This is a genomic window from Moraxella sp. DOX410 (assembly GCF_032248735.1).
Taxonomy (GTDB): Bacteria; Pseudomonadota; Gammaproteobacteria; order Pseudomonadales; family Moraxellaceae; genus Faucicola; species Faucicola tetraodonis.
The window spans coordinates 425,270-449,019 of record NZ_CP135138.1 but is presented as its reverse complement, the minus strand read 5'-3'; the positions used below and the strand labels follow the sequence as shown (position 1 = coordinate 449,019).

The window sequence follows — 23,750 nt, the reverse complement described above, 5'->3', positions numbered from 1 at the left end:
TCATGAGTAGTGAAGCAACAACCCAAAATGATGCGCCAGCTGATGACAGCGATAATAAACCCACACAGGCGCCTGAAAAGATTATCAACCCTAGACCGATTACCTTAATTATCATGTTGGTGGTTTTTTTGCTCGGTGTTGGGGTGATTTTATGGGCATGGCATTTGGGTCCGTTTAATACGCCACTGCAACAAACCGAAAACAGTTATGTTAAAGGCAATATCACCCTATTGTCGGCACAAATTAATGGTTATATCGAAAAAGTTTACGTCACTGATTTTGAGGACGTCAAACAAGGTCAGCCGTTGGTTAAAGTCAGCAGTGCTAACTACTCACAGCAAGTGGTACAAGCGCAATCAGGGTTGGAACAAGCGACGACTAATTTAGCCAACCAGCAACAAATCATCGAGCAGCGCAAAGCCGATGTCAAAGCCGCGCAGGCAAAAGTAGCACAAGTTAAAACCCAGCTAGAATTGTCTATCCAACAGCTAAAACGACTAGAATCCTTGGTCGGCGTTGGCGCCGTGTCACAAAATGAAGTCGATACTGCCAAAGCGGCGGTTAAAAACAATGAAGCACTGATGAGCCAAGCAATAGCCAGTGTCGATGTCGCCCGCGAAGGTCAAAAGACCGCGGAAGTGGCAAAAATTGGTTTGGTGGCACAGATTAAAAGCGCCAATGCACAGCTAAATCAAGCCAATACCAACCAAGAGTATGGCTTAATCACCGCCCCGACCTCAGGTAAATTAGGGCAAATCAATATCCGTACCGGTCAGCTGGTGACGCAAGGCACACAGTTGGTTTACCTCATTCCAAAATCGATGTGGGTCATTGCCAATTTTAAAGAAACCCAAATTGATAAAATGAAAATCGGGCAAAAAGCGTGGTTTACTGTCGATGCCCTAGGCAAACAAAAATTTACGGGGGTAGTCAAAAGCATCTCCCCCGCAACAGGGTCAGAATTTAGTGTCATTAAAACCGACAATGCCACCGGGAATTTTACCAAAGTGGTACAGCGCATTTCTGTACGCATCGACATCGATGGCAACCAAAGTCGTCTGAATGAATTGATGCCAGGCATGTCGGTAGTGGCAACAGTAGATACGTCAAGTTAGCAAATTAACCCTTTTTTATTCTCCTCTACCAAACGCAATTTAGTCAGATAGGCTTAAAAAATCTTTCGCTAAATAAGCTGGGTTAGGATATTGATAGAACCCCTCACCCGTGGCTTCACCCAGTTTGTTAGTATCGACCAGTTCTGCTTTGAGCTTTTCAGCGGGCTGCTGCAAAGAGGGGTCCATTTTTGCCAGTTCATTAAAGATGTTGTAGTTGGTTTTCATGCCATTTTTATCCAAAATCGCCATCGGTCCAAAGGGTGAACCCGTGGCTATCATCCACGTTTTATCAATGGTTGCGGCATCGGCAACGCCGTTTGCCCACAGTTTTAACCCCGCTACCAATAACGGAATCAATAAGCTATCCAGCACATAGCCTGATTGTTCTTTTTTTACCGCTATCGGTAACATGGCAATGGCTTTGGCAAATTCGATGACGTCAGCATAGACTTGTGGGTCGCAGCTTGCTGCCGCCATCAACTCCACCGTATTACGGATATGGATGTGATTGGCAAAATGCAGCATCAAGAATTTTTCTGGACGGTTAGTAAAGGTCGATAACACGCTTGGCAATAGCGTCGATGAGTTACTGGCAAACACGGTTTTGGCAGGGGCGGCGGCTGAGGCTTTGCTATAAAAATCTTGTTTGATGTCTAAGCTTTCTGGCACCGCTTCAATCAATAGGTCTGCATCTTTTAACGCCTCATGCAAGTCCGTGGTGTAAGCCAAATTTTTGCTAGCTGCTGTCACTTGGGCATCGGTTTCACCTAGGTCATGCTGATGCTGATTGGCAAGGTCGGTAAAGCGAGCTTTCGCCTTAGCAATCGCGTCATCGTTAATGTCATAAATAGTCACGTTAAACCCATGAAACGCACATTGCACCGCAATTTGGTTGCCCAATACGCCACTACCTGCCACGGTAATATTTTTATAGGGTACTTTGGATAAATCCGCTTTAGGTGGTTTTAAAAAGTCAGGATTTTTAAAGGCGGGATTGGGGTATTGATAAAATCCTTCGCCCGTTGGCACACCCAGTTTATGTTGCTCGATATACTCTTTTTTAAGCATATCGACGACCGCTTGGTCCTGTTGTTTGCCCTTAGCTACAGCAAGCTTGTAAATATTGTAAGGGGTAGTCAGCCCCAGCATATCATAAAAAGCAAATGGTCCCATCGGCGAGCCTGTGCCAAGCATCCAAGTTTTGTCGATGGTTTGAATGTCAGCAATACCTTGGATATACAGCTGCATCCCTGCATTTAACCAAGGATTGAGTAGTGAATTTAGTACATAGCCCGAGGTTTCTTTGTTGACGATAATAGGCAACATACCGATTTGTTTGGCAAACGCAGTCACCGCATCAAATACATTAGGGTCAGTATCGGCATGCGACATAATTTCGGCAAGATTGCGCTTCCAAATCTCATTGGCAAAGTGCATCATTAAAAACTTAGCAGGACGGTCGGTAAATTTGACCAAATCACTGGGCAACATGGTAGATGAGTTACTGACAAATACGGTTTTCTCGGGTGCGGCTGCTGAGGCTTTGCTATAAAAATCTTTTTTGATGGCGACATCTTCGGGCACCGCCTCAATCAACAAATCTGCGTCTTTTAAGGCGGCGCTTAAGTCTGAGCTATAACGCAAGTTTTGCTCAGCCTGTTTGGCCTGTTCGCTTGTTTCGCCCAAATCATCCTGATGACGTTTGGCGATATCGGCAAATTTGGTTTTGGCTTTATTGAGCACCTCGTCATTGATATCATACACAACGACTTTAAAACCATGAAACGCCGCTTGTACCGCGATTTGATAGCCCAAAACACCACTGCCTGCGACTGTGATATGGGTAAAATTAACAAGAGGATTCGACTCTGACATACAATACTCCTAGATTGATTGGCAAATACGCAACTTTATTTTTGGTATTATCGTATTTGCTAATCACTATGTTTAATAGCTTAAGTTTAATGAAATAAGTTTAATGGCGTAAAAAGGTAAAAAACCGTTAGCCCAGTCACAGGTTAACGGTTGTTGAATGATTGAGGGCGATGTAGTTTTTCACTCAATGGGTGAAATTTTACCCCAAACAATGCCCCCATAACCGCCCCGCTACTGGTTTTTTGCCAAATTTAAAGGTTATAAAAATCTTTATCAAATGCCTGTTTTAAATTGGTTGGTTCGGCACGTTTTTTATGATTTAAACGATGGCGCGTGGTCGAGGCGGTTTGATAGGCACGCAGTCGCGCGTGTTGTAAGTTACCAATCGGACGGTTGGCTTCAATACAGCGAAACGGGGTAAATGACAAATGTTCCATAATGTCAAAGTTGCCGTCATCCGGCACATCTTGGCAAGGGATGGTGAGTTTTGCCACTGTCACAAAAGGCGCATCTTTTTCATCCCATTCTTTGGTCAAATCATTGATGGGTTGGTCTTTTAAGTTACGGCACAGCTGGATTTGCACATCAAACTCATAATCATGCTCACGGATTTCTTGTAAAATCAAAGGACGAATCGCCTCGCTGGTGGCATTGACATCTAGGTCACGGCGTTTGATTTTGGCTTGTGACGCTTTGGTCGGGGCGACACGGATTTTTGCCATATAGTCGCCATGACGCACCGCCCCTTGTGAATAAAAACTGTATAACAAAGTATTTTGCGGTTTGATGGTTTTAAATTTACTAAAAGCCCTAAAAGTCTTGAGGGATTCTTTGGATGGCAGTTTTTTGCCATATTGGGTAATCCAGTCAAAGGCAAATTTGGCTTGACCTTTTGCGCCTTTGGCAAAATAATCATTTAATTGTAAAAATAGCCGTGAAATATAACTATAGTCTTGGATAGTATTACAAAAGAAAATAGGAAAATTAATCAGATTATAGTCAAAGTTTGGGCTATCTGGCTCATCTGGCAGTAATTTGTCGCCTTTGACACCAAAGACTTTAATCGCCAACCCTTGAGAAAGCCCCAGCTTGTTGTCGGCAGCCACACGAGATGAGCCGTTAGAAAAACGAATCACCGCTTCATGGCGAGCGGGTTTGGCATAGATACCTTGGGCATATTCTTTGGGCAGTTTTGGTAAAATCTCAAAGTTGGCTTTTAACGCACAGTAGCCTTTGGCATGGGCATCTCGGGTGTGATAGTTGATTTTGCTAACGGTGTCTGATTTACCGATATAGTCACGAATATCTGCGGTGATTTGGTCGATGGCTTTTTCATCGTCACTCGTAAGCTGGTCGATGGCTGGGTCAAACTTGGCATAACGACGACCGAATAATTTATTTAACATGATGATTGTCCTTTGTTATTTTCATTATTTTATAAGGTTAGGTGGACTACAACAGCCTAACCTTTTTTTATTTAGTTTTACGCTAATATGAATTTTCGTTAAGCTCACTAATCCATTTAAGTGCCGACAAGCTCGGTACAAAAAGATATTCACCGCCTTGTAGGGTATTAAATTGCAAAATATTGGTATGACGCTTACGAATTGGCTCATCGGGTACGGTAAACACATCGCTATCAGCGTCACTACCTGCGTGTACGCCTAGCAGTGGGTCACGTTCTTCCCCAAGGTTCATAAAGTTACCGTCATTAATCCATTGGCTTTGCAAAAACTCCAGCGTGTCCATGGCATGCGCGTTGATACCAATAAAAAATAACCCCCGCTCTTGACCATCGTCTTGGGTCACGTTGGGCGGCACGATATCGCCATACGAAACGCTACGGCGGATGATACGGTGAAGACGCACATCGCTTAGAATAAAGTCTTTGGTATTGCGTGGGTTCATACGGCGAGCATGGGCACCAAATGGGCAGCCTTTGCCATAGGGATCATCCGTGTAGTCAAATTTATTGTTTGCTACATTATCTTTACCGAGGGCTTCATCATCGTGATCTGGGCTTAGGGTAATAGGGGCACCCGAACGCCAGCGACCGAACATTTTTGCACCCAGTTTATCGGCTTTAGCTGGGTCATCGTCGCTTTGTTCAAGACAATAGCGGTGAAAGTCAGCCACATTACTGCGGTATTTTCGCAGTACCATAAACGAGCCATTTTTTCCCAATACTTCAGGCTGTGGCATGGGGGGTACCACGCCCGCTTCACCTTTATAACCTAACACAAATTCACCCGCCGCAATTGGGCGTTCGGTGTTATTTTCAAGGCTGATACCACTGCCATCAACTTCTGGGTTACTGATCCCATCGCGATAACCAAACACGTTTTTGACCTCACCTTTTACGCCAAAATCATGTTCCACCAAGATTTCGATAGCGTTACGGTTAGTATCTAGATAAGGGGCAAACGCCTGTTTAAGTTCGGCAAGTTTGGCTTGCCATTTTTCTTGGCTATCGGCAATCACCGCGCCGCAAATATGAATATCGCCTTTATCACCAAATGGCGCAAGCCAGTTACTAGGGTCATTATCGCCTTTGTCACCCAAGATATCGGAGCGACCTGCCATCCCTGTTTTGAAATTTTCTGGGAAAGAATCAAGCGAGCTTTGCGGTAAGCCTAAAGCTTTTAGCCCCTCATACGTCATCACAATGGTCAAATTGGCATCCATATCTTTTCGGAAATTTTTTGAGCCTGTGACGTTTGGTAATACCGCTTTTAGTAATTCACGACCTGCGTTGCTGTCATTGACTTTTAGCGCGACAAGCGTGCCATAGTAAGGCGCAGGGCGGTCATGCAAAATGATGGCTTGAATATCGTCAAGTTCCATCGTGGCGATATTAGGATAGATAGCGTTCGTTGCCCGTGTGGTGACGCTGTGCAGCTGCGTGCTGATTTTTTGTTTCGCTTCATGTACCCGTTCTTTGACACTGCCTTCTTCAGCGGGTGTATCGCTGTGTTCAAATTTGTCTTTAATGGCCTCTATGCCATGCTCGATACCATCTTGTAGATGGGTTTTTAATTTGCCAAGTAGGCTTTCATTCGCTGGGTTGTCGTTATTCATGGTCGTTCCTAGCAGAGAATTTCAAAAATTTGATGCTAAGAACCTGCTCACCATACACCACGCTAAATATCGTTTATGGTAAAAATCACGCAACAAATGGCTTTTGTATCGAAATTTTAACCTAAAGCTTGCCCATTCAGAGTATGCTTAGAATAGTACCCTTATAATAGTACGCTGACAAACGTGATATGGTGAATACAAGTTCTAAGTCAGCTTATTGGGCTTGTTCAATGGCTTTATTGATGCCACGCACGATTTTGTCATTACGCGCAATATCACGAACCGTCAGATGAGGCACACCCACATACCAACCGGTAGCGGTAATCTGATGGTCAAGGATGAATTGCTTAACCGTCGGGCTTTTAATCCCAGGCCAACCCTCTACATTGCCAAAAATCAAGTCCATGAGTTCTGGAATTTTGGTAGCAAAGTCATTAATGTAAGCATCCCAATCGCCATCATAGGCGGTACAAAACAGTAGCTTGGTGTCATTGTCTAAAAACACCAACCGCAAATCATGCAAGGTGCCTACATTGGTCGCCCCTGCAAGATTGCCTTTGGTGATTTCTAAAATTCGCTTGATACGAGCTGCCCCATCTTTGGTTAAGGGAGCGATGGCGGTGAGTTCAGACACTTTGCCTGATTTTAAGCCCTTTTCACCGGCACTGGTGACAGAATGGTCATAGCCATCATCACCGCCCTCTTTGAAGTTTGCCATGAGCATTTGTGCTTTCAATGCCACATCGTCTAATAAAGAAAGTTTTTCGTTGTTTTCAGTTGTCATGTTTTATTGCCCTTATAGTTAGTTGATCATTAAGTAAAGTGCTTGATTTAAATTTATTTATCCCATTGTTTTATTATTTAAGATTTAAATCTTTTTCATTATATAAGCCGTAAAAAGTAAAAAGCGCTAAATTAACTTTTATCACCCATAAAATTACAAAACTAAACTATTGATTAAAAAATGACATACTAGAAACCATAAAACCGAAGCATTAATTTAAAAAATTCTCATTACAATCAATAGATTATTTAACTTTTAAATATAAAATCTGTGTAGAAAAATCACTTTTCCTGCTATGTGGGACCTCAAAAAATTTGGGACCTTGGACTTTGATGATTAACTTTAGCAAAGTAGCTTGCTGGTCTAATCTCACCCTATAACTGGCTACCACTTTTAAAAAAAGTGTTTATCAGTTAAAAGGTCTATCAGTTAAAAGATGCTTATCATGGCTAGGGTGGATTCCGCGTACTCTGTCGGATAATAGATATAGATAGGTATAGACGAGACGCAAAACGTGCCTTAGTTAGCACGTTTTATCACAAGCATTTAAGACGCCTTTAATATGTCTTTAAAATAAATTTAAGAGGCAATAGCGTGTTTGGGTATGGCAGTAGCGGGTGTTTTTGGGGTTGCAGTGTCGCTGGTTTGTTGCGGTGGTGCATAGTTATTAGCGACAATCTCACCAAACGGTCCTGTCAAATTTGGCTTGACCAAGGTGTTTTGGGTGTCTATCGGTAATAATGGGAAAACCAATTCAGCAAACCGATACGCCTCTTCTAAGTGTGGATAGCCTGAAAAAATAAAGTTATCAATGCCCAAATCCGCATACTCTTGAATACGCGCAGCAACGGTTTGTGGGTCGCCCACCAGTGCCGTGCCTGCGCCGCCACGCACCAGTCCAATTCCTGCCCATAAGTTGGGCGAAATTTCTAAGTTATCACGGCGACCGCCATGCAAGGCTGCCATACGTTGTTGTCCCACCGAGTCCATTTGGGCAAATTTGGCTTGGGCGGCGGCAATAGTGTCGTCAGTGACATGACTTAATAATTCATCAGCGGCTTGCCAAGCGGCTTCATTGGTTTCACGCACAATCACGTGCAGACGAATCCCATAGCTTAATGTGCGACCTTTGGCAGCGGCTTTGGTTTTAAGCTGCTCAATCTTCTCTTTGACAGCGGCAGGCGGCTCACCCCAAGTCAAATAACTGTCAACTTGTTCGGCAGCCAGTGTTTGCGCCGCCTCAGATGAACCGCCAAACCACAAGGGCGGATACGGCTGTTGTAAAGGGGGATATAGCAATTTGGCATCCTCGACTTGCAAGCGTTCACCGTTAAAAGTAAAGGATTCGCCTGTGTGCGAGCGAGTCAAAATCTCTCGCCAAATCGTGGTGTATTCACTGGCTGTCTGATAACGCGTCGCGTGGTCTTCAAAGATGCCATCGCCTTTAAGCTCTTGTTCATCACCGCCTGTCACCAGATTAAGCAGTAATCGACCATTTGATAATCGATCAAAGGTGCCTGTCATACGAGCGGCAAGCGCGGGTGTCGTCACCCCAGGGCGTAATGCCACCAAAAACTTTAAGCGAGTGGTCGCATCAATGAGACTAGCAGCGACCAACCAAGGGTCTTCACATGAGCGACCTGTCGGAATCAACACGCCTTCATAGCCAAGGTTATCGGCTGCCACTGCAATTTGCTTCATATAAGTATGGTCAACGGTTCTTGCCCCTTTACTTGTACCTAAATAACGACTGTCGCCATGTGTCGGTATAAACCAAAAAATTTTCATCGTAACCCCTGCTTGTAAGCTCAAAAATTGATTAAGATAACTCGCCTTTTGTCATGGGCGGTTTATCGGTAGCCATAAGCTTAAAGCAAATATCGCGCAATAAAAAATAACAAAAACTGCTTTGGTTAGCACAAAAAATACTTAATAATTTTGCTGCTAACCCTATCAATTTAATCGCTAAAGCAGTGACATAAAAAAAGCTTTACAGTTTTCACCATAAAGCGTTTTATCGTCAAATGAAGTCATATTAACAGCAGATAAACAAACCCAAATCTTAAAAATAGCACAACAAGCGAGATAGCAAGCGAATTTGACGCGTATTACATCGGATGTAACAGACGCTAAGTTTTGCCAACTTGCTTATCAGGATTTTGCGTTAGCTGCTAGGTTGTATGGCATCATGCATTGTTGTTTGGGTTAATGTGGGGTTACACAAGGCTAAAAACTGGTAGCCAAATCCTCGTAAAAAATGCCCTTGTCGCACTGCGAGCAAGGTGGTATTTTGATGAAATAGTGGCTCACAACTGAGTAATGTTAACTGTGTGTCTTTATTGGGATTGAACGCCATATCAGCGATGATACCAATGCCCATACCAAATTCCACATAGGTTTTTATCACATCAGAATCCAATGCGGTCATCACGATATCAGGCTGTAATTCTGCTTTGGCGAACGCTTCATCAATCATCGTTCGCCCGGTATGACCACTAATGTAAGTGATAATCGGATAATGGGCTATGTCGGCAAGCGTTACCTGTTCAAGCTGGGTTAGCGGATGGTTTGGCGGCACCACAATCGCATGATACCAGTGATAATAAGAAAAAGTCACAAGCTCGCTATAGCTTGACAAGGCTTCGGTAGCAATGCCAATATCCGCTCGTCCATCAAGTAGCATTGCCGCAATTTCTGGCGGTGCGGCTTGTAGCAATCGCAAATGCACTTTAGGAAAAAGCTGTTTAAACGCTTGCACAACGGGCGGCAAAATATAACGAGACTGGGTATGGGTGGCTGCGATGGTCAATTCGCCTTTATCTTGGCTGGTATATTGTTCAGCCAAGGTTTTGATATTGTTGGCATCATGTAGCATCCGCTCTACAATCACCAACAAATCTTTACCCGGCTCGGTCAAACCTAATAGCCGTTTGCCCTTACGCACAAACAGCCCTACCCCAAGCTCATCTTCTAAGTCTTTGATATGTTTGGACACACCCGATTGCGAGGTAAATAATGCGTTGCCCACTTCGGTCAAGTTATAGTCACAGCGTACCGTTTCTCGAATAATACGAAGTTGTTGAAAATTCATAGTCTGTTGGCCCAAATAATCCGATAATCAATCAAATTAGTGTAAGCCGAGTAGACTAGGACAACAAACACCCATCAAACAAATTAATATTCCAAAATTACATATAACAATGTTAAAAATAAAATATTTCGAATAAAACTAAGCTTTTGATTGCTCAGGTGATATTGACGATAACTGCCCTTGTCAGCTCAGCTAATAATCACTAAGGCACTCTCCCATCAAGCAACGAATGGATGGGTTTTAGGCTGTGATTGAACAGTTTGCGGGTGTAATCTGGCTTCGGCGCTCGATAAATCTGGCACTGCCACAGAGGGTAATATTTCGGCTTGTTCGACTTGTTTATTAATGCCTAGCTGCTGATTGGCTTGCGCTGATTTTTCTTTAATGGCTTGGGCGCGTCGGCCTTTGGCAGGTGCCCACTCAAGTATCGGCAACGCGCGCGCCACCGCTAACACAATACGGTCACGCAACTGTTGGCTTGAGACGGTGTATTCTAGGGTAAAGTCTTTATCCGTCGCGTACACGCCAATTGGCAATGTCTGGGCTTGGAAAAAACTAAACAATGGGCGAAGTTGGTGCTCTAGTACCAGTGCATGACGCTCGCTACCGCCCGACGCTGCCAATAATACCGGCACATCCACGAGCGCGGTTTGCTCTACAAAGTCAAATAAGTGTTTAAACAATCCGGTAAAAGACGCGCGATACACCGGCGTTCCTACAATCAAGGCGTCCGCCGCCTCAATCGCTGCCAAGTCGTTTTGTACTCGCTCTGGCAGTTGGTTACGATAAATCGCCCCACTGAGTAAAGGCCCGATTTCACTCAGCTTGATAAAATGCACGTTGATGGGCGTGGCTTGTGCCAACTCATCTACAATATTTTGCACCAGACTTTCGGTTTTTGATGGTGTGTTGAGCCCACCCGATACCGCAACGATATTGAGTGGCATGGCTGGATTTGGTTGATTTGTGAAATTTTGAGTGATAGACATCTTTGTTCCTTAATTTAGTGTAATCAGATGAATCGATGACATGTCGATAACCTCATTAAACAAAAAATTAAGCCGCTTGTGAAACAACAATATCTGCATTATTTAGCTGATTTTTTGCTATATCAAATTTGCCATATCAAAGTGGTAAATCTGCAGAGCTACAATTGGCGTTTATCGACCCATTGAGCCAAACTATCGCCTGTGGCTTGCACCAACATCACCAATGTCACCAAAACCACAATGACTGATACCATCATTTGCACATCAAAGCGCTGATAGCCATAACGATAGGCAATATCGCCCAAGCCCCCCGCCCCAATCGCGCCAGCAATCGCAGACGAATTAATCATGGTAACAAGCGTCACAGTAAACCCGGCAATAATGCCAGGCAATGCTTCGGGCAATAACACATGCTGAATAATCTGTGTACGGTTACAGCCAATCGCTTGTGCCGCTTCTATGAGCCCTGGGTCAACTTCACGCAGACTCACTTCGGCAATTCGGGCAAAAAAAGGCGTCGCTGCTAAGGTTAACGGTACCACGGCTGCCCACACACCATAGCTTGTACCGACAATCATTCGAGTGGCTGGAATAATAGCCACCATCAATATCAAAAAAGGAATGGCACGCACAATGTTCACAGACCAACCCAAACTTAGATTGGTCAAAAATGATGGGGCAATACCTTGCTCGCTTGAATTGACCAATACCAATGCGATCGGTAACCCCAATAAAAATGCTAAAATCGCTGATACGCCAACCATAATCAGGGTATCAATCAACCCCGTCAGTAATAATTCAAGCATAACCAATTACCTCCACATGCAAAACTTGATGTCCCAAGCGCTGGGTCAATTGCGCGACATCTAAACCCGTGGTTGCGACGCCAACGACGATATTGCCTACCAAGTAGCCTTGAATGGTATCCACTTGACTTTGATACAAAGAGACGGGCGCTTCAAATTGCGCAAAAATTGCCTTTAAATCAGGGGCAGATTTTCTTGGGGTAACGTATCTTAGGTTGAGCAAAGTATGAGTGGCACTGTGTTTGTCGGTGAGTTTATCCTCACCCAAATCAATGGATGACTGATTATAGCCTAGTAATTCTTGGGTCATGGTGTGCATGGGTGAGGCAAATACTTTCCACACTGGTCCTGTTTCAACGATTTGCCCTTGGTTAATGACAATCACTTGGTCGCAAATATCTCGAATGACTTGCATTTCATGGGTAATGAGCACAATGGTAATGCCAAGTTTTTTATTAATTTGCTTGAGTAACTGCAAAATTAACTGGGTACTTTCTGGGTCTAGTGCTGATGTGGCTTCATCACACAATAAAATTTTGGGTTCATTCACGAGCGCCCGCGCAATGCCCACCCGCTGTTTTTGACCGCCTGATAGCTGGGAAGGATACATCAATGCTTTATCACTGAGACCCACCATCTCTAGCACTTGCGCCACACGTTTATTGATATCAGCCTGACTTACTTTGGCGACTTTTAGGGGCAAGGCGACGTTGTCTTGTACCGTTTTACTCGACAGCAGATTAAAATGCTGAAAAATCATACCAATGCCTTGTCGCAGCTGTCGCAGCTGTGCTTGGCTCAGTGCTGCCACATTGTTATCATCGATATAAACATGACCATCACTAATCGACTCCAAGCCGTTGATAATGCGTAACAACGATGATTTGCCCGCCCCGCTTTTACCGATAATACCCAGAATTTTGCCTGTTGGCACCTCAAGTGAGATATCTTTTAGTGCATGAATCGCTTGCGCTTGTCCTTGATAAAACTTATTGACCTTATCGATTCGGATATAGGGAGGTGATGAATGACTGTCATCTTGGGTAATATGAGTAAACGACTGCATAGCATGATCCTTTGTAATTGTTATGGCTAAAACTTGTTAACGCATTACGAGGTCCAACCTGGAAACCAAAGTTTCCCCCCGATTTCTTTATTTAGCACTTGTTTTACGTTAGGGGAAGTTTGATAAATGTGAATAAATTTTTTCAGCTGTTCGGCGCGCTCAGGATTTTTTTGGGCAAAATCATCCCGAGTGACAAATAAAATCGCATAGCGGTTATTGGTGGTATCATCAAAGACTAAAGCTTGATTGGGGTCAATGGTTTTGGCTAAGCGCAAATAATGCGGGTAGCTAAACACCAAATCAGCATCATCAACCGCTCGTGCGGTCTGCGGGCCTTCGACTTCAATAAACTGCAATTGTTTTGGATTGCTGCTGATATCGTTTAAGTTAGACAGAAAATTATTTGGGTCTTTTAGCCCAATTAATTTTGCCTGTTGCAGCAGTAGTAGCGCTCGCCCTTGATTAACAGGGTTGTTTGGCACCACCACACGGGCACGCGTCGGCAATGCTGCTAGGCTTTGGTATTTTTTAGAATACAAACCGACATGGGTGGCAACCCCTTTCCCCAAAGCCGATAGCTTATACTCTGGATGCTGTTTGAGTGCATTGGTTAAAAACGGCTGATGTTGAAAATAATTGGCATCGATGTCGCCACTGTTAAGTGTTACATTTGGGGTATTCCAATCCGTAAACTCGACTAATTTGACGTTGATACCTTGCTGTTTTGCCGCCGCGACTGCTTCTTTAAGTGGATTGGCAAAAGGCGGGCTAATACCGATGGTTAACGGATTGTCTTTGGTGACGTTTGATGCTTGGCTTTTATTGTAAAATGCCCAGCCGCTCAGTAACACCAAGACAGCAATGATAGTTACCCCTAAAACAGTAGCACGATGTTTTGCTGCGATTGCCATAATAGCTCCTTAAAAATGATGGTTTAAAAATAGCTGCTTAGAAATAGCTGCTTAAAACATAAAAAACTGATAGCACTAAAAAATGTCCTCTAAACAAGCCCTTAACATCGAAAGCTTTGCACTGGGTGTGAACTGGGTAATCGCTCACCTTTGCCAATGAGCTTATGGCGTAGACTGCCTTGTTTGTATTCGGTTTTAAAGCGTCCACGACGTTGTAGCTCAGGAATGACATACTGGATAAAGTCCTCGTAAGACTCAGGCGTGACCGTGCGAGTAACGTTAAAACCGTCAATTCCTGTCTCGTCCACCCAGGTTATCAACGCCTCAGCCACCTCGCGCCCATCGCCCACGATTAGCGGATAGCGTCCCCCTAACCGATGCTCTGCTATCAGCTGCGCTTTGGTAACCTGCTGCTGCTGAAAGCGCTGGTTTACCGACGCAATGCTATTGGTTTGTTGGTAGGCAATCACCTCATCATCGGCATACTGTGATAAATCAATCCCCACCGAACTTGAGTAATGTGCCAATCCTGCCTCGCTACTGGCATAGCCTTCATATTCTGCCAGTTTTGCTTGGGCAAGGTCGTGATGCTTGTCAGTCACTACTGTGATTCCCATCAGTATTTTGATGTCATTGGGATTGCGACCCTGTGCTTTTGCCAACTGGCGAATCGTCTCCACCTGCCGTTTAATCGCTGATTTTTCACCACCCCCAATAAAAATCGCCTCCGCGTGCTGGGTAGCAAATGCCAAACCTTTGGCTGATGCCCCTGCTTGAAATAACACCGGCGTGCGCTGAATAGACGGCATCACTTGAAAAACGCCGTCACTTTGGTAAAAACGCCCTTGATGGTGAATCGCTTTTACCTTGGCAGGATCAGTGAAAATGCGCGCCTGTTTGTCTATTTTGACTGCATCGTTTTGCCATGAGCCTTCCCAAAACTGGTAGCACAACTGTAAAAACTCGTCCGCTTGCTCATAGCGTAAATCATGCGCCTTAAGCCCTTGATTACCAATCAACCGCTCAGCGCTGTCCAAATACCCTGTCACGATATTCCATCCCAAACGACCTTGGGTTAAGTGATCTAGACTCGCCATACGTCTAGCAAATTGATAAGGCGTTTCATAACTTAGATTCACAGTGATACCAAAGCCCAAATGCTCGGTGACAGACGCCATGGCAGACACCAAGGTGGTCGGGTCATGGCTTGGCAATTGCACCGACTCTTTAAGGGTCACATCAATGTTATGTTGATAAACGTCATAACAGCCTGTGATATCCGCCAAAAACAACCCATCAAATAACCCTTGCTCCAAGGTTTTTGCCAAGCCTGTCCAATAGCTAAGCTCATTGAATCGATAAGATTCATCCCTTGGGTGCGTCCACAAACCATGATTGATATGCCCAGCGCAATTCATATCAAAGGCGTTAAGAATAATCGGCTTTGGCAGGTTATTTTCTTGTTTCACCGTCTCACCCATCACAACGTCCCTCGCCGTGGCGGCAATACCCCATTGAGTGCATAGTTGGCAATAAAGTAGTATTTCCACCGTGCCGCATCGTGCAAGGTATGCACCCGTGCGTTTCGCCAATACAGGTCTAGCCCTTTGTCACGTTGGCTACCGCGACTGCCTGCCAGCTCAATGAGCTGTGAGGAGGTTTTTAGTGCCACTTCGGTGCTTAATGCGCGCACTGCCGCGACCGCCAATGACGCTTGGGCAATATTTTGCTCATTGGGCGTTGGACGAGCGGCATCGATGGTTTGGGCAGCGTGTTTGAGTAACACCTCCACCGCTCGCACATCTGCCGCACTGCGCCCAATTTGCAATAGCGTGAGTGGGTCATCGGTGGCTTTATCCACGCCCGAATCAATCCAAGGACGAGCTTGCCGCACTTGTACCAAGGTTTCATCAAACGCCCCACGTGCAATACCTGTCTCAATGGCGGCGTGCAACAGCTGGGCGAATGGCCCGCAAACCGTGGGAATTTGATAGGCTGTATCCAAAGCAATGACATCGTCTTTATCTACAAAAACTTGGTCAAATAAGACCGTGCCTGAGCCTGTGGTACGTTGACCAAAACTTTGCCAATCATCAATCAGCGTGAGACCTTTGGCGTCTCGCTGCACAAATGCCAAAAATTCGCGGTCGTTGTCATCTTTTACCAAAGTCGGAATACGGTGTGCAAACAGACTGCCTGTGCAGTAAAATTTTTCGCCATTGATTAGATAACCGCCTGGCGTTGAGGTGAGTTTGGTGGTTTTATCAACGGCATTTTTGGGCTTAAACTCAGCCAGCGCATTGCCTAGCCGCGCCCCTTGTAATACTTCAGCAAAAATGCGTTGCTGCTGGGCTTCTGTCCCCGTGTTTTTTAATACTTCTAACGCATAGTAATGATTTTGCGGAATTTGCCCAATCGCCCCATCTGCACCACTCAACAGCGCAATGATTTGAGCGACGGTCCAACTTGATACATCAGCGCCGCCAAAGCGTTTTGGCACGGTGATTGCCCATAACCCTGATTGGCTCAAGCTTTCAATTTCTGCAAAGGGTAATAGCCGTTCGCGGTCTCGTTTTATACGCGCTTGTTTAAACGATTGGGCAAGCTGATAGGCGATTTCTAATGCTTCGTTGTCCGACTTGATGATATGGGCGACGGGCGTAGGTTTGATTAACGAGGCTTGAGCGTCCGTTACTGGACGGGTGATGGTATCTGACATGGTGTTTTCCTTACTTTCTAAATCCAAGCATGACGGTTGGGCAATTTGTGATTTAAGTAATAATCGCCCAATGCGTGTAACTTCCAGCGCACTGGGTCATGCAAAGTATGCACGCGAGCATTTCGCCAATGCTGATCCAAGCCATGCTCACTAAGTGATGAACGACTACCGCCAATTTCAAACAGTTTTTCAGAAATCGTGAGAGCGGCGTCATTGGCATATACTTTGGCTTCTGCCACTTTGATAGACGCGAGTGCTGCCTCTTCTGCGGTGACAAAATCCAATCTATCCAGCGCATCCAAATAATCAGCCGCTTCTTGCAGTAATAGGGTAGCCGCATCCAAGCGTACTTTTAACTTTCCCACTACTTGTAGCAAATACGGCTCAAAGCGCGCAGCTTCGACTTTGGCATCGACAATGGGACGGGCTTTTTTTGCCACAGCTAAGGTATCTTCAAACGCCCCTTCTGCAATTCCGACATCAATCGCCGCTTGTATCAGCTGAGAATAAGCCCCACGATACGTCGGTGCATCGCTAAGCAAGCGCTCATCAAAAATTAGCTCAGGTAGGACTTTGACTTGGTTGAGTTTGACCGTGCCGCTTGAGGTGGTACGCAGTCCAAAACCATCCCAATCATCTACTACCTCAACGCCCGTTGCGGTTTTATCAATAAGGGTGAGTACCACATGACCCTCAGGGTGTAAGGCTTTAATCGCCAAGTAATCGGCAAAACTGCTGCCTGTTGAATAGAATTTTTCCCCGTTAAGATAGTAACCATTGTTGGCAATGGTCAATGTCGTTGCCAAGGTTTTGCTGTCTTTGGTGTCACGTTCTGGCCCGCCATTGGCTAAGCGACTGCCTGACAAAATCTCGCCAAAAATAAAACGTTTTTGACTGTCATTGCCGATGATATTGATGATATTGAGTAGGCTGATTTGATTTTGTGGAATCAATCCAATATTGGCATCGGCTTTGCTCAAAATACGAAAGACCTCTGCCAAGGTGCGATTTGACACTTCGGCGCCGCCATATTGTTTGGGAATACGTATGCCGCCAAGCCCGGTTTGGCTAAATAGATCCATCACTGCAAAAGGCAATTGTCGCTGTTGGTCGCGCTCGTCGCGCTTGATGAGGGCAAAAGCCGCCACTTGCTTGGCAGCTTGAATGGCTTGCTCATCAGTGACAATGCGTTGCGCTTTGGCATATTTATCAAGTGGCTGATTAAAATCCGTCATGCTAATTCCTTACCGCTAAATGCTTGAATAAGGCATCATGGTAAAGATTTTTTTTCGCAAAGATAACCAAGATATTTTGCTATCTATAGCAAGAAATGTGATGAACAGCATGTCATTTGATTGATTGGGTGAACATAAAAAAAGCCCATTAATTTTTTAATGGGCTTATATCAGGGCTTAGACCAACAGGTAAATTTTTGGATAAATTTCTAACCAATAACAAAGCTAATTTGTAGGGATAGGTTTTTTCAAACCATCAAAAATATCCCCACTGTCGGTGATAATTTACTGTCAGCTGATATTGATTTTCATCAATACCCGCTGCTTTGAGGGCTTTTTTTAACTCCCACGTATCAAAGACGGCTTGGGAGCAATGATTGCTAAAGCCAAATTGTGCTAACACCGTCTTTGGTAATGGGATTTGACTTTTGATAGTGGTTGATTGGGTAATCATAAATTTATCCAATAGTTTGCAAACACATGGTTAGAGAGCCAATAGCCCAGCGGCAGATTGACCAAAACACCCGCTGTAAACGCAAGTACAGGTTTAATGCCCACGCTTGCCAATGCTTTAAATCGCGTTGTCATACCAATGAATAAAAACGTTAAGGTAAAAAACCAACCGCGATAGTCTTTGATAAGACCTAATGCTTGTTTATTAAAAGCTTCAGCGTTGGGTGCAATGAGTACAAATAAGGTAGTGATGATTGAGGCAATAAAAAAACCGATAATAAACTTAGGAAATCGACGCCAAATCTCTGATTTATCAATTCGCTCGTTCGTTGAAGCACGCTCCCAGACAGTGACCGATAAATAAGCTGCCAAAAATGCCCATAATCCAACAAACATATCTCGGCCTACCACTTTCATTAATGTAAAGGCTTGGGTAGCAGACTCATTACCAATCGCTTCAACCGCTGCAAAACCAGCAGCATCTGCAAATTCAGACGTTCCAATCCAGGCACCGGCAATCGCAGGTGGCAAATCCAACAACTTACAAGCAAATGGCAGCGCAAAAATCATAATTACTGCCCACACAATCACCAACGAAATTGACGCCGCCACATGCTCATGCTTGGCTCTACAGGCACCGCCAATGGCAATCGACGCTGACACCCCACACACCGAGCCACCTGCCCCAAGGGTCGCTGCAAATCGGTTATCAAGCTTAAACACTTTTGTTGCTACGAAATAAATGGTAGAAAAAGTCACAACCGAAACAATTAAGGCTTGTACGATGGCCGCCGGACCCGCTTTTAAAATCGTAGTGAAGGGTAAGGTTGCCCCCATTAAAACAATACCAATTTTGACATAGTATTCGGTTCTCAGCACTTCCTTTAATTTATCAGCAATTGAGGTAAAATTGCCAATTAACAGACCTATGAACAAGGCTACCAAAGGACTTTCTAGTTGCCATGCTTTGACAGTCTTATTACTGCTTAAAATCAAAATGCCCGCCGCCATCAAAAACAATAGGACAAATTTGGCTAAAAATGGGGGTAACTTTATTTCAGGTTGCGCGGATTTGGCACCCAAAAATAGCAATAACCCGAAACCAATTCCTAAGCTTAGCAGTCCTAGGATTGAATGGCTAACTAGGTTAAATAACTCACTAAAGTCTGACCAAGGTTTTATTTTGACATTTAAGTTGGCGATAGGTATTTGCGATATATACAAGGTGCAAATCACTACCACAATAAATAGTCCCAGTACAACCGACCAATTATCCTCATTTTTTAAAAATTTCATGACCTCACGCTCCTTTCTCCCAGTATTGATATAGCACTTGTATCAAATGAAAAAGGCATTATTCCATAAATTATTGATTACACTTAGTAACCATAACTGATATGAATATAATAAATTCTGCTAACAGGCGGTACTGTGAGCGCATAATGTTTAGGTGGATTTTACTTACTGACTTAGCACCAATAAAAGCACTGAGCAAAGCTTCGGCTAGCCCAGACAGAAAAATCAAATCGATTAATTTTATCATTAAAAAAGCCCATTAATTTTTTAATGGGCTTTTGCTCAATAAAGGGTGGCAAAGAGTGCCAAAAGGTGTCAGTTGCTTGTCATTGAACGATTGACAGACTCAATGCACCGCTAAAATCTTATCAAGTACAATTTGCTCAAATGGCGCAGTTTTAGTCATGTTATTACGGGGATGTGGCAATAAGATTGGCAAATCCAGTCCAATTTTGCCTTGTTCAATTAAAATCACCCTATCAGCCGTGATGACCGCTTCACTGACATCATGGGTCACTAAAATGACCGTAAATCGATGTTCTTGCCATAATTTGACCAATAGTTGCTGCATATCAAGACGGGTTAATGCATCGAGTGCCCCCAATGGCTCATCAAGTAGCAACAGCTGCGGACGATGAATAATCGCTCTAGCCAAAGCCACTCGCTGCTTTTGTCCCCCTGACAATGCCGATGGCCAATCATCAGCCCGCTCTGCCAAGCCGACTTCCGCTAACGCTTTCAACGCTTGCGCTTTCCAGTCTGGCGTTTTTAGCCCAAGCCCCACATTTTCCAGTACCGTTTTCCAAGGCAACAATCGGTCATCTTGGAACATCAGCCGCGTAGATTGTCGCCATGCCTGAGGTGACATGGCTTGGTTGGCAATTGACATGGCTGTCAACTCCCCGCTACTCGCTGTTTCTAACTGCGCAAGTAAACGCAGCAATGTTGATTTACCACAGCCACTGTGCCCGACAATAGCAATAAAATCCCCACTTTGAATGTGCAAATCTAGGTTTTTAATGACTTCTCGATTGTCAAATTTTTTGACCACATTTGTTAAGCTTAAAGCCAATCCTGCTGAGGTTTTTAATGGCGTTCTGGATGACGCTGACAATGGTGCTGACAATGGCGTTGACATTAGTGTGCTCCTTGTTGGTAAGCGGGGTGCCATTTGAGCCAAACAAATTCAAGCTTTTTGGCAATAAAATCGGCTAAAAACCCTAATAATGCATAAACCAAGATTGAAAACATAATGATATCAATCTGAAAAAACTCGCGAGCGTGCATGGCTAAATACCCAATGCCTGTGGTGGCCGAAATGGTTTCCGCCACAATCAGCGTCAGCCACATAATGCCCAATGAAAAACGCACCCCCACCAAAATACTCGGTAATGCCCCAGGTAAAATCACTTCTTTAAACAATGCCCAACCTGTTAAATCATAGCTTTTTGCCATCTCGACCAGATGTTTATCCACATTACGCACACCATGATAGGTATTCAAATAAATCGGAAAAAATGTGCCAACTGCCACCAAAAAAACCTTTGCCGCTTCATCAATCCCAAACCACACGATGACCAAGGGAATTAATGCCAAATGTGGGATGTTTCTCAGCATTTGAAAGGTGGTATCCAATAACGTGCGAAATACAGGCAAAGTGCTGGTCAACAGCCCAAACCCTAACCCAAACAACCCGCCAATCAACAACCCCGCAAACGCTCGCAGCGCACTAATACCGAGATGCTGCCAAAGCTCACCACTTTTTATGAGTTCATAGCCCGCTTGAACAACGGCATTGGGTGACGAAATATTTTTAAGGTAAGCCTCAGGCAGTAATTGAAAACTTGCTACCAGTTGCCAACCCGCCAACATGAGTAACGGCAACCACCAACCCCCTGTACGCCCAAATAGGGTTTTAACAACCTTGCGGGTTGACAATGTCTTGACTGGCGCATTCACCCTTATCGGTTTCGTCGGTAGCGGCTTTGATGCCGCTACCACTGAATTATCCGCAACAAAACTTGACGTTTTCATAAACAACCTCTCACTGCAAATTTATCAATGCAACTTTATTAATGACTGTTAAAAGCTTAACTGTCGGCTGTATCGCTTCAAAGTAGTAAGCGCAAGCTAGCGTCATAAAGATTACCTATTCTTTTTTTACTAGCTTTTTACTAGCCATAGTTTTACTTGGGTGGATACCAGACAATATCTTTTACCTGTATTTGTTTTGGCAGCAATTTATTTTTATAAAAAGTATCCGCTTCTTGCTGCTGGGCTTGAATGATGTCATCGGTGATATAGTTGACACCGTAATTTCTTGATTTCACCGAGGCTAACGCCACGTCAGGTTTTAGATTGGTGACTTTTTGGATCATTTTGCTAAAAGTTACCGGGTCAGCGGTAATCGCTTTATCCGCTTCATCAATGGCTTTGACAATGTCTTTAATCACATTGGGGTGTTTTTGAGCAAAATCCGTTGATGCCAAATAAAACGATGTATTATTGGGCTTAAGACCTGTAGCGTCGGTCAAAACTCGCGCTTTTAGCTCAATTTTGGCACTCGATAGATAAGGCTCCCAAACGGTCCAAGCATCCAATTTCCCCGATTCAAAGGCAGCACGGGCATCAGATGGCTGTAAATACTTGACATCTATGTCAGCAAAACTCAATTTGTCACGTTCCAATGCTTTTAGTAACGTATAATTAGCACTAGAGCCTTTAGTCACCGCCACAGATTTACCTTTTAATTCAGCCACTGACTTTAAGGTTGAATTGGCGGGGACAATGACGGCTTCAGATTGTGGTGAAGGTTTTTCATAGGCAACATACACCAGATTACTACCCGCGGCTTGGGCAAAAATAGGTGGCGTGTCCCCTGCGGTGCCAAAGTCAATATTGTTGGTATTTAGCGCTTCTAGCAGCGGCGGTCCCGATTGAAACTGCACCCAATTGACTTTGATGCCCGATTTTTCGAGCGACTTTTCAAGCAGCTTACTTTCACGCAAATACACCAACGCCCCTGAACTTTGTAATCCGATACGCACTTCTTCAAGTGGTTTTGAATCACCGCTCTTACTGTCATTGGTCTGTGCTTCATTGGTGGTTGCCGCATTGGCAGATTTGGTGGTATTTTGCTGGCAACCTGCTAATAGCAAGCTAATACTAAACCCCGAAATAAGTAGAGCAGAAACTTTTTTCATTACAATACCTTATGCAATATTTAGGACAATTTGTCCTTATCCTCAAAATTTTTCATTTTTTTCGAGATGAAATGCTATAAAGCGCTATCAAACATCATCGAATGGCGCTATTATTCCACAGAATAATAACAAAGCTTAATAATTATAATTGATAAGAATATAGAAGAATTTGCTAACCGCTTTAATTTATTGTTTATTGATAGCGGAAGGGTGTGTGGACAGATAAATGCTATTCTGCGTAGAGAAAAACATAGGGCGCAATCGCTACAGCCAGTGCTGGACCATTCATTTATTCAGGGTAATAATAGCGGACAAACATTCCTAGATTGTTGTTCGTGTATTTGTAAAATGCGTTATTCTCTTAGTCATGCCGTGAAATAGCTTGCCATAGGATATCAAACAAAGGATCAAAGTCAGCCGTCATCGGTTTGGCAGCGTGTCTTAACACGTGCATCAGCCCCAATCGGGTGATAAACCCCATAAACACATCTAATAAGGTTTTAAGCGAGACATTTTGATTAAGCTCCCCACGCTGCTGCCCATCCGACAACACTTGCAAAAAAGCTTCCATCAAATCCTTGTTTTCATAAATGGCAATATGTTGATAGTGGGAGACAGGAATCGCTGTAGAAAAAAACAATACCGCATCAGGATTGTGGTCAACAAAATCAAACATCACCCATAGCGTCTTACGCAGCCGGTCTTTGACACTATCAATACCGCTCAAATGGTCAATCATTCGAGCGGCTAGGCGACTAAGCACTCGATCTAAAATCACATAAATCAGCGTGTTTTTATCGCCAAAATATTTATACAAGGTCTGCAGTGACACGTTCGCGTGTTTTGCAATTGACTGCATAGTCACACTATCCGCAGCGACCTCACTCTCATCACTGGCATACAGCGTAATCACACTTTTTTCGATTTTATCTAAGGTTGCAGGTCGTATCTGCGCAAGTAAGGTTAAATCACCCATTGCATTACTAGGACGTCCAAGCGTCATTGGCTTTTTCAACGCAGTCATAATATTCTCTATTTAGATATTTAAAAAATAGTAATATATATTACTATATCCACAGACAATATTGTTCTCATTTTTTATCTTTGTTATGATGGCGGCATTATTTGG

Annotated in this window: 20 protein-coding genes; 1 reads left to right on the top strand and 19 read right to left on the bottom strand. The window is 44.0% G+C overall.

The features are described 5' to 3' along the window. Nucleotides 1–2: 2 nt before the first annotated feature. On the top strand, nucleotides 3–1,115 hold the full coding sequence (locus RNZ41_RS02000; protein WP_144918009.1) for an HlyD family secretion protein: 1,113 nt from the start codon (nucleotides 3–5) through the stop codon (nucleotides 1,113–1,115). 39 nt (nucleotides 1,116–1,154) lie between these two features. Here the strand turns inward: RNZ41_RS02000 and RNZ41_RS01995 are convergent, their stop codons facing one another. The 19 genes from RNZ41_RS01995 to RNZ41_RS01905 form a co-directional block, all read right to left on the bottom strand. Next, entirely contained in the window at nucleotides 1,155–2,990 is a 1,836-nt protein-coding gene (locus tag RNZ41_RS01995) for a 3-hydroxyacyl-CoA dehydrogenase (protein ID WP_314027451.1), read from the bottom strand. A gap of 251 nt (nucleotides 2,991–3,241) precedes the next feature. Then, nucleotides 3,242–4,396, bottom strand: a complete 1,155-nt coding sequence (locus RNZ41_RS01990) for a catalase family protein (RefSeq protein WP_314027450.1) — start codon at nucleotides 4,394–4,396, stop codon at nucleotides 3,242–3,244. Nucleotides 4,397–4,478: 82 nt separating this feature from the next. Beyond that, entirely contained in the window at nucleotides 4,479–6,068 is a 1,590-nt protein-coding gene (locus RNZ41_RS01985; protein WP_314027449.1) for a Dyp-type peroxidase, read from the bottom strand. 214 nt (nucleotides 6,069–6,282) lie between these two features. Then, the gene (locus RNZ41_RS01980; protein WP_309593098.1) at nucleotides 6,283–6,852 is read right to left on the bottom strand and encodes a hypothetical protein; all 570 of its coding nucleotides are present in this window, start codon (nucleotides 6,850–6,852) and stop codon (nucleotides 6,283–6,285) included. A 579-nt stretch (nucleotides 6,853–7,431) separates the two neighbouring features. Further along, complete coding sequence (gene ssuD / locus RNZ41_RS01975; RefSeq protein ID WP_314027448.1) at nucleotides 7,432–8,640, bottom strand: FMNH2-dependent alkanesulfonate monooxygenase; 1,209 nt, start codon at nucleotides 8,638–8,640, stop codon at nucleotides 7,432–7,434. A 376-nt stretch (nucleotides 8,641–9,016) separates the two neighbouring features. Then, nucleotides 9,017–9,943: a CysB family HTH-type transcriptional regulator gene (locus tag RNZ41_RS01970; RefSeq protein ID WP_314027447.1), complete on the bottom strand. Its 927-nt coding sequence runs from the start codon at nucleotides 9,941–9,943 to the stop codon at nucleotides 9,017–9,019. A gap of 218 nt (nucleotides 9,944–10,161) precedes the next feature. Continuing rightward, the gene (msuE, locus tag RNZ41_RS01965) at nucleotides 10,162–10,890 is read right to left on the bottom strand and encodes an FMN reductase (RefSeq protein WP_314027803.1); all 729 of its coding nucleotides are present in this window, start codon (nucleotides 10,888–10,890) and stop codon (nucleotides 10,162–10,164) included. 200 nt (nucleotides 10,891–11,090) lie between these two features. Next, the gene (locus tag RNZ41_RS01960) at nucleotides 11,091–11,738 is read right to left on the bottom strand and encodes a methionine ABC transporter permease (protein WP_314027445.1); all 648 of its coding nucleotides are present in this window, start codon (nucleotides 11,736–11,738) and stop codon (nucleotides 11,091–11,093) included. Then, the gene (locus tag RNZ41_RS01955; protein ID WP_314027444.1) at nucleotides 11,731–12,804 is read right to left on the bottom strand and encodes a methionine ABC transporter ATP-binding protein; all 1,074 of its coding nucleotides are present in this window, start codon (nucleotides 12,802–12,804) and stop codon (nucleotides 11,731–11,733) included. Before RNZ41_RS01955 ends, RNZ41_RS01960 begins: the two co-directional genes overlap by 8 nt. 44 nt (nucleotides 12,805–12,848) lie before the next feature. Continuing rightward, nucleotides 12,849–13,715: a MetQ/NlpA family ABC transporter substrate-binding protein gene (locus RNZ41_RS01950; RefSeq protein ID WP_314027443.1), complete on the bottom strand. Its 867-nt coding sequence runs from the start codon at nucleotides 13,713–13,715 to the stop codon at nucleotides 12,849–12,851. Between the two features lie 101 nt (nucleotides 13,716–13,816). Then, entirely contained in the window at nucleotides 13,817–15,196 is a 1,380-nt protein-coding gene (locus RNZ41_RS01945) for an LLM class flavin-dependent oxidoreductase (RefSeq protein WP_314027442.1), read from the bottom strand. Then, entirely contained in the window at nucleotides 15,196–16,434 is a 1,239-nt protein-coding gene (locus RNZ41_RS01940) for an SfnB family sulfur acquisition oxidoreductase (RefSeq protein WP_314027441.1), read from the bottom strand. Before RNZ41_RS01940 ends, RNZ41_RS01945 begins: the two co-directional genes overlap by 1 nt. A gap of 17 nt (nucleotides 16,435–16,451) precedes the next feature. Next, nucleotides 16,452–17,669, bottom strand: coding sequence for an SfnB family sulfur acquisition oxidoreductase (locus RNZ41_RS01935; protein WP_099834429.1), 1,218 nt, complete (start codon nucleotides 17,667–17,669; stop codon nucleotides 16,452–16,454). Nucleotides 17,670–17,925: 256 nt separating this feature from the next. Further along, nucleotides 17,926–18,123, bottom strand: a complete 198-nt coding sequence (locus RNZ41_RS01930) for a hypothetical protein (RefSeq protein ID WP_007117079.1) — start codon at nucleotides 18,121–18,123, stop codon at nucleotides 17,926–17,928. Beyond that, nucleotides 18,120–19,418 (bottom strand): YeiH family protein, encoded by a 1,299-nt coding sequence (locus RNZ41_RS01925; protein ID WP_314027440.1) that lies wholly within the window; start codon nucleotides 19,416–19,418, stop codon nucleotides 18,120–18,122. The genes RNZ41_RS01930 and RNZ41_RS01925 overlap by 4 nt, the downstream gene beginning before the upstream one ends. 346 nt (nucleotides 19,419–19,764) lie before the next feature. Then, on the bottom strand, nucleotides 19,765–20,556 hold the full coding sequence (locus RNZ41_RS01920; protein ID WP_198001260.1) for an ATP-binding cassette domain-containing protein: 792 nt from the start codon (nucleotides 20,554–20,556) through the stop codon (nucleotides 19,765–19,767). Further along, the gene (locus RNZ41_RS01915) at nucleotides 20,556–21,452 is read right to left on the bottom strand and encodes an ABC transporter permease subunit (RefSeq protein ID WP_253852206.1); all 897 of its coding nucleotides are present in this window, start codon (nucleotides 21,450–21,452) and stop codon (nucleotides 20,556–20,558) included. Before RNZ41_RS01915 ends, RNZ41_RS01920 begins: the two co-directional genes overlap by 1 nt. A 152-nt stretch (nucleotides 21,453–21,604) precedes the next feature. Further along, the gene (locus RNZ41_RS01910) at nucleotides 21,605–22,621 is read right to left on the bottom strand and encodes an aliphatic sulfonate ABC transporter substrate-binding protein (RefSeq protein WP_314027439.1); all 1,017 of its coding nucleotides are present in this window, start codon (nucleotides 22,619–22,621) and stop codon (nucleotides 21,605–21,607) included. A 361-nt stretch (nucleotides 22,622–22,982) separates the two neighbouring features. Beyond that, entirely contained in the window at nucleotides 22,983–23,645 is a 663-nt protein-coding gene (locus tag RNZ41_RS01905) for a TetR/AcrR family transcriptional regulator (RefSeq protein ID WP_314027438.1), read from the bottom strand. Nucleotides 23,646–23,750: the final 105 nt, after the last annotated feature.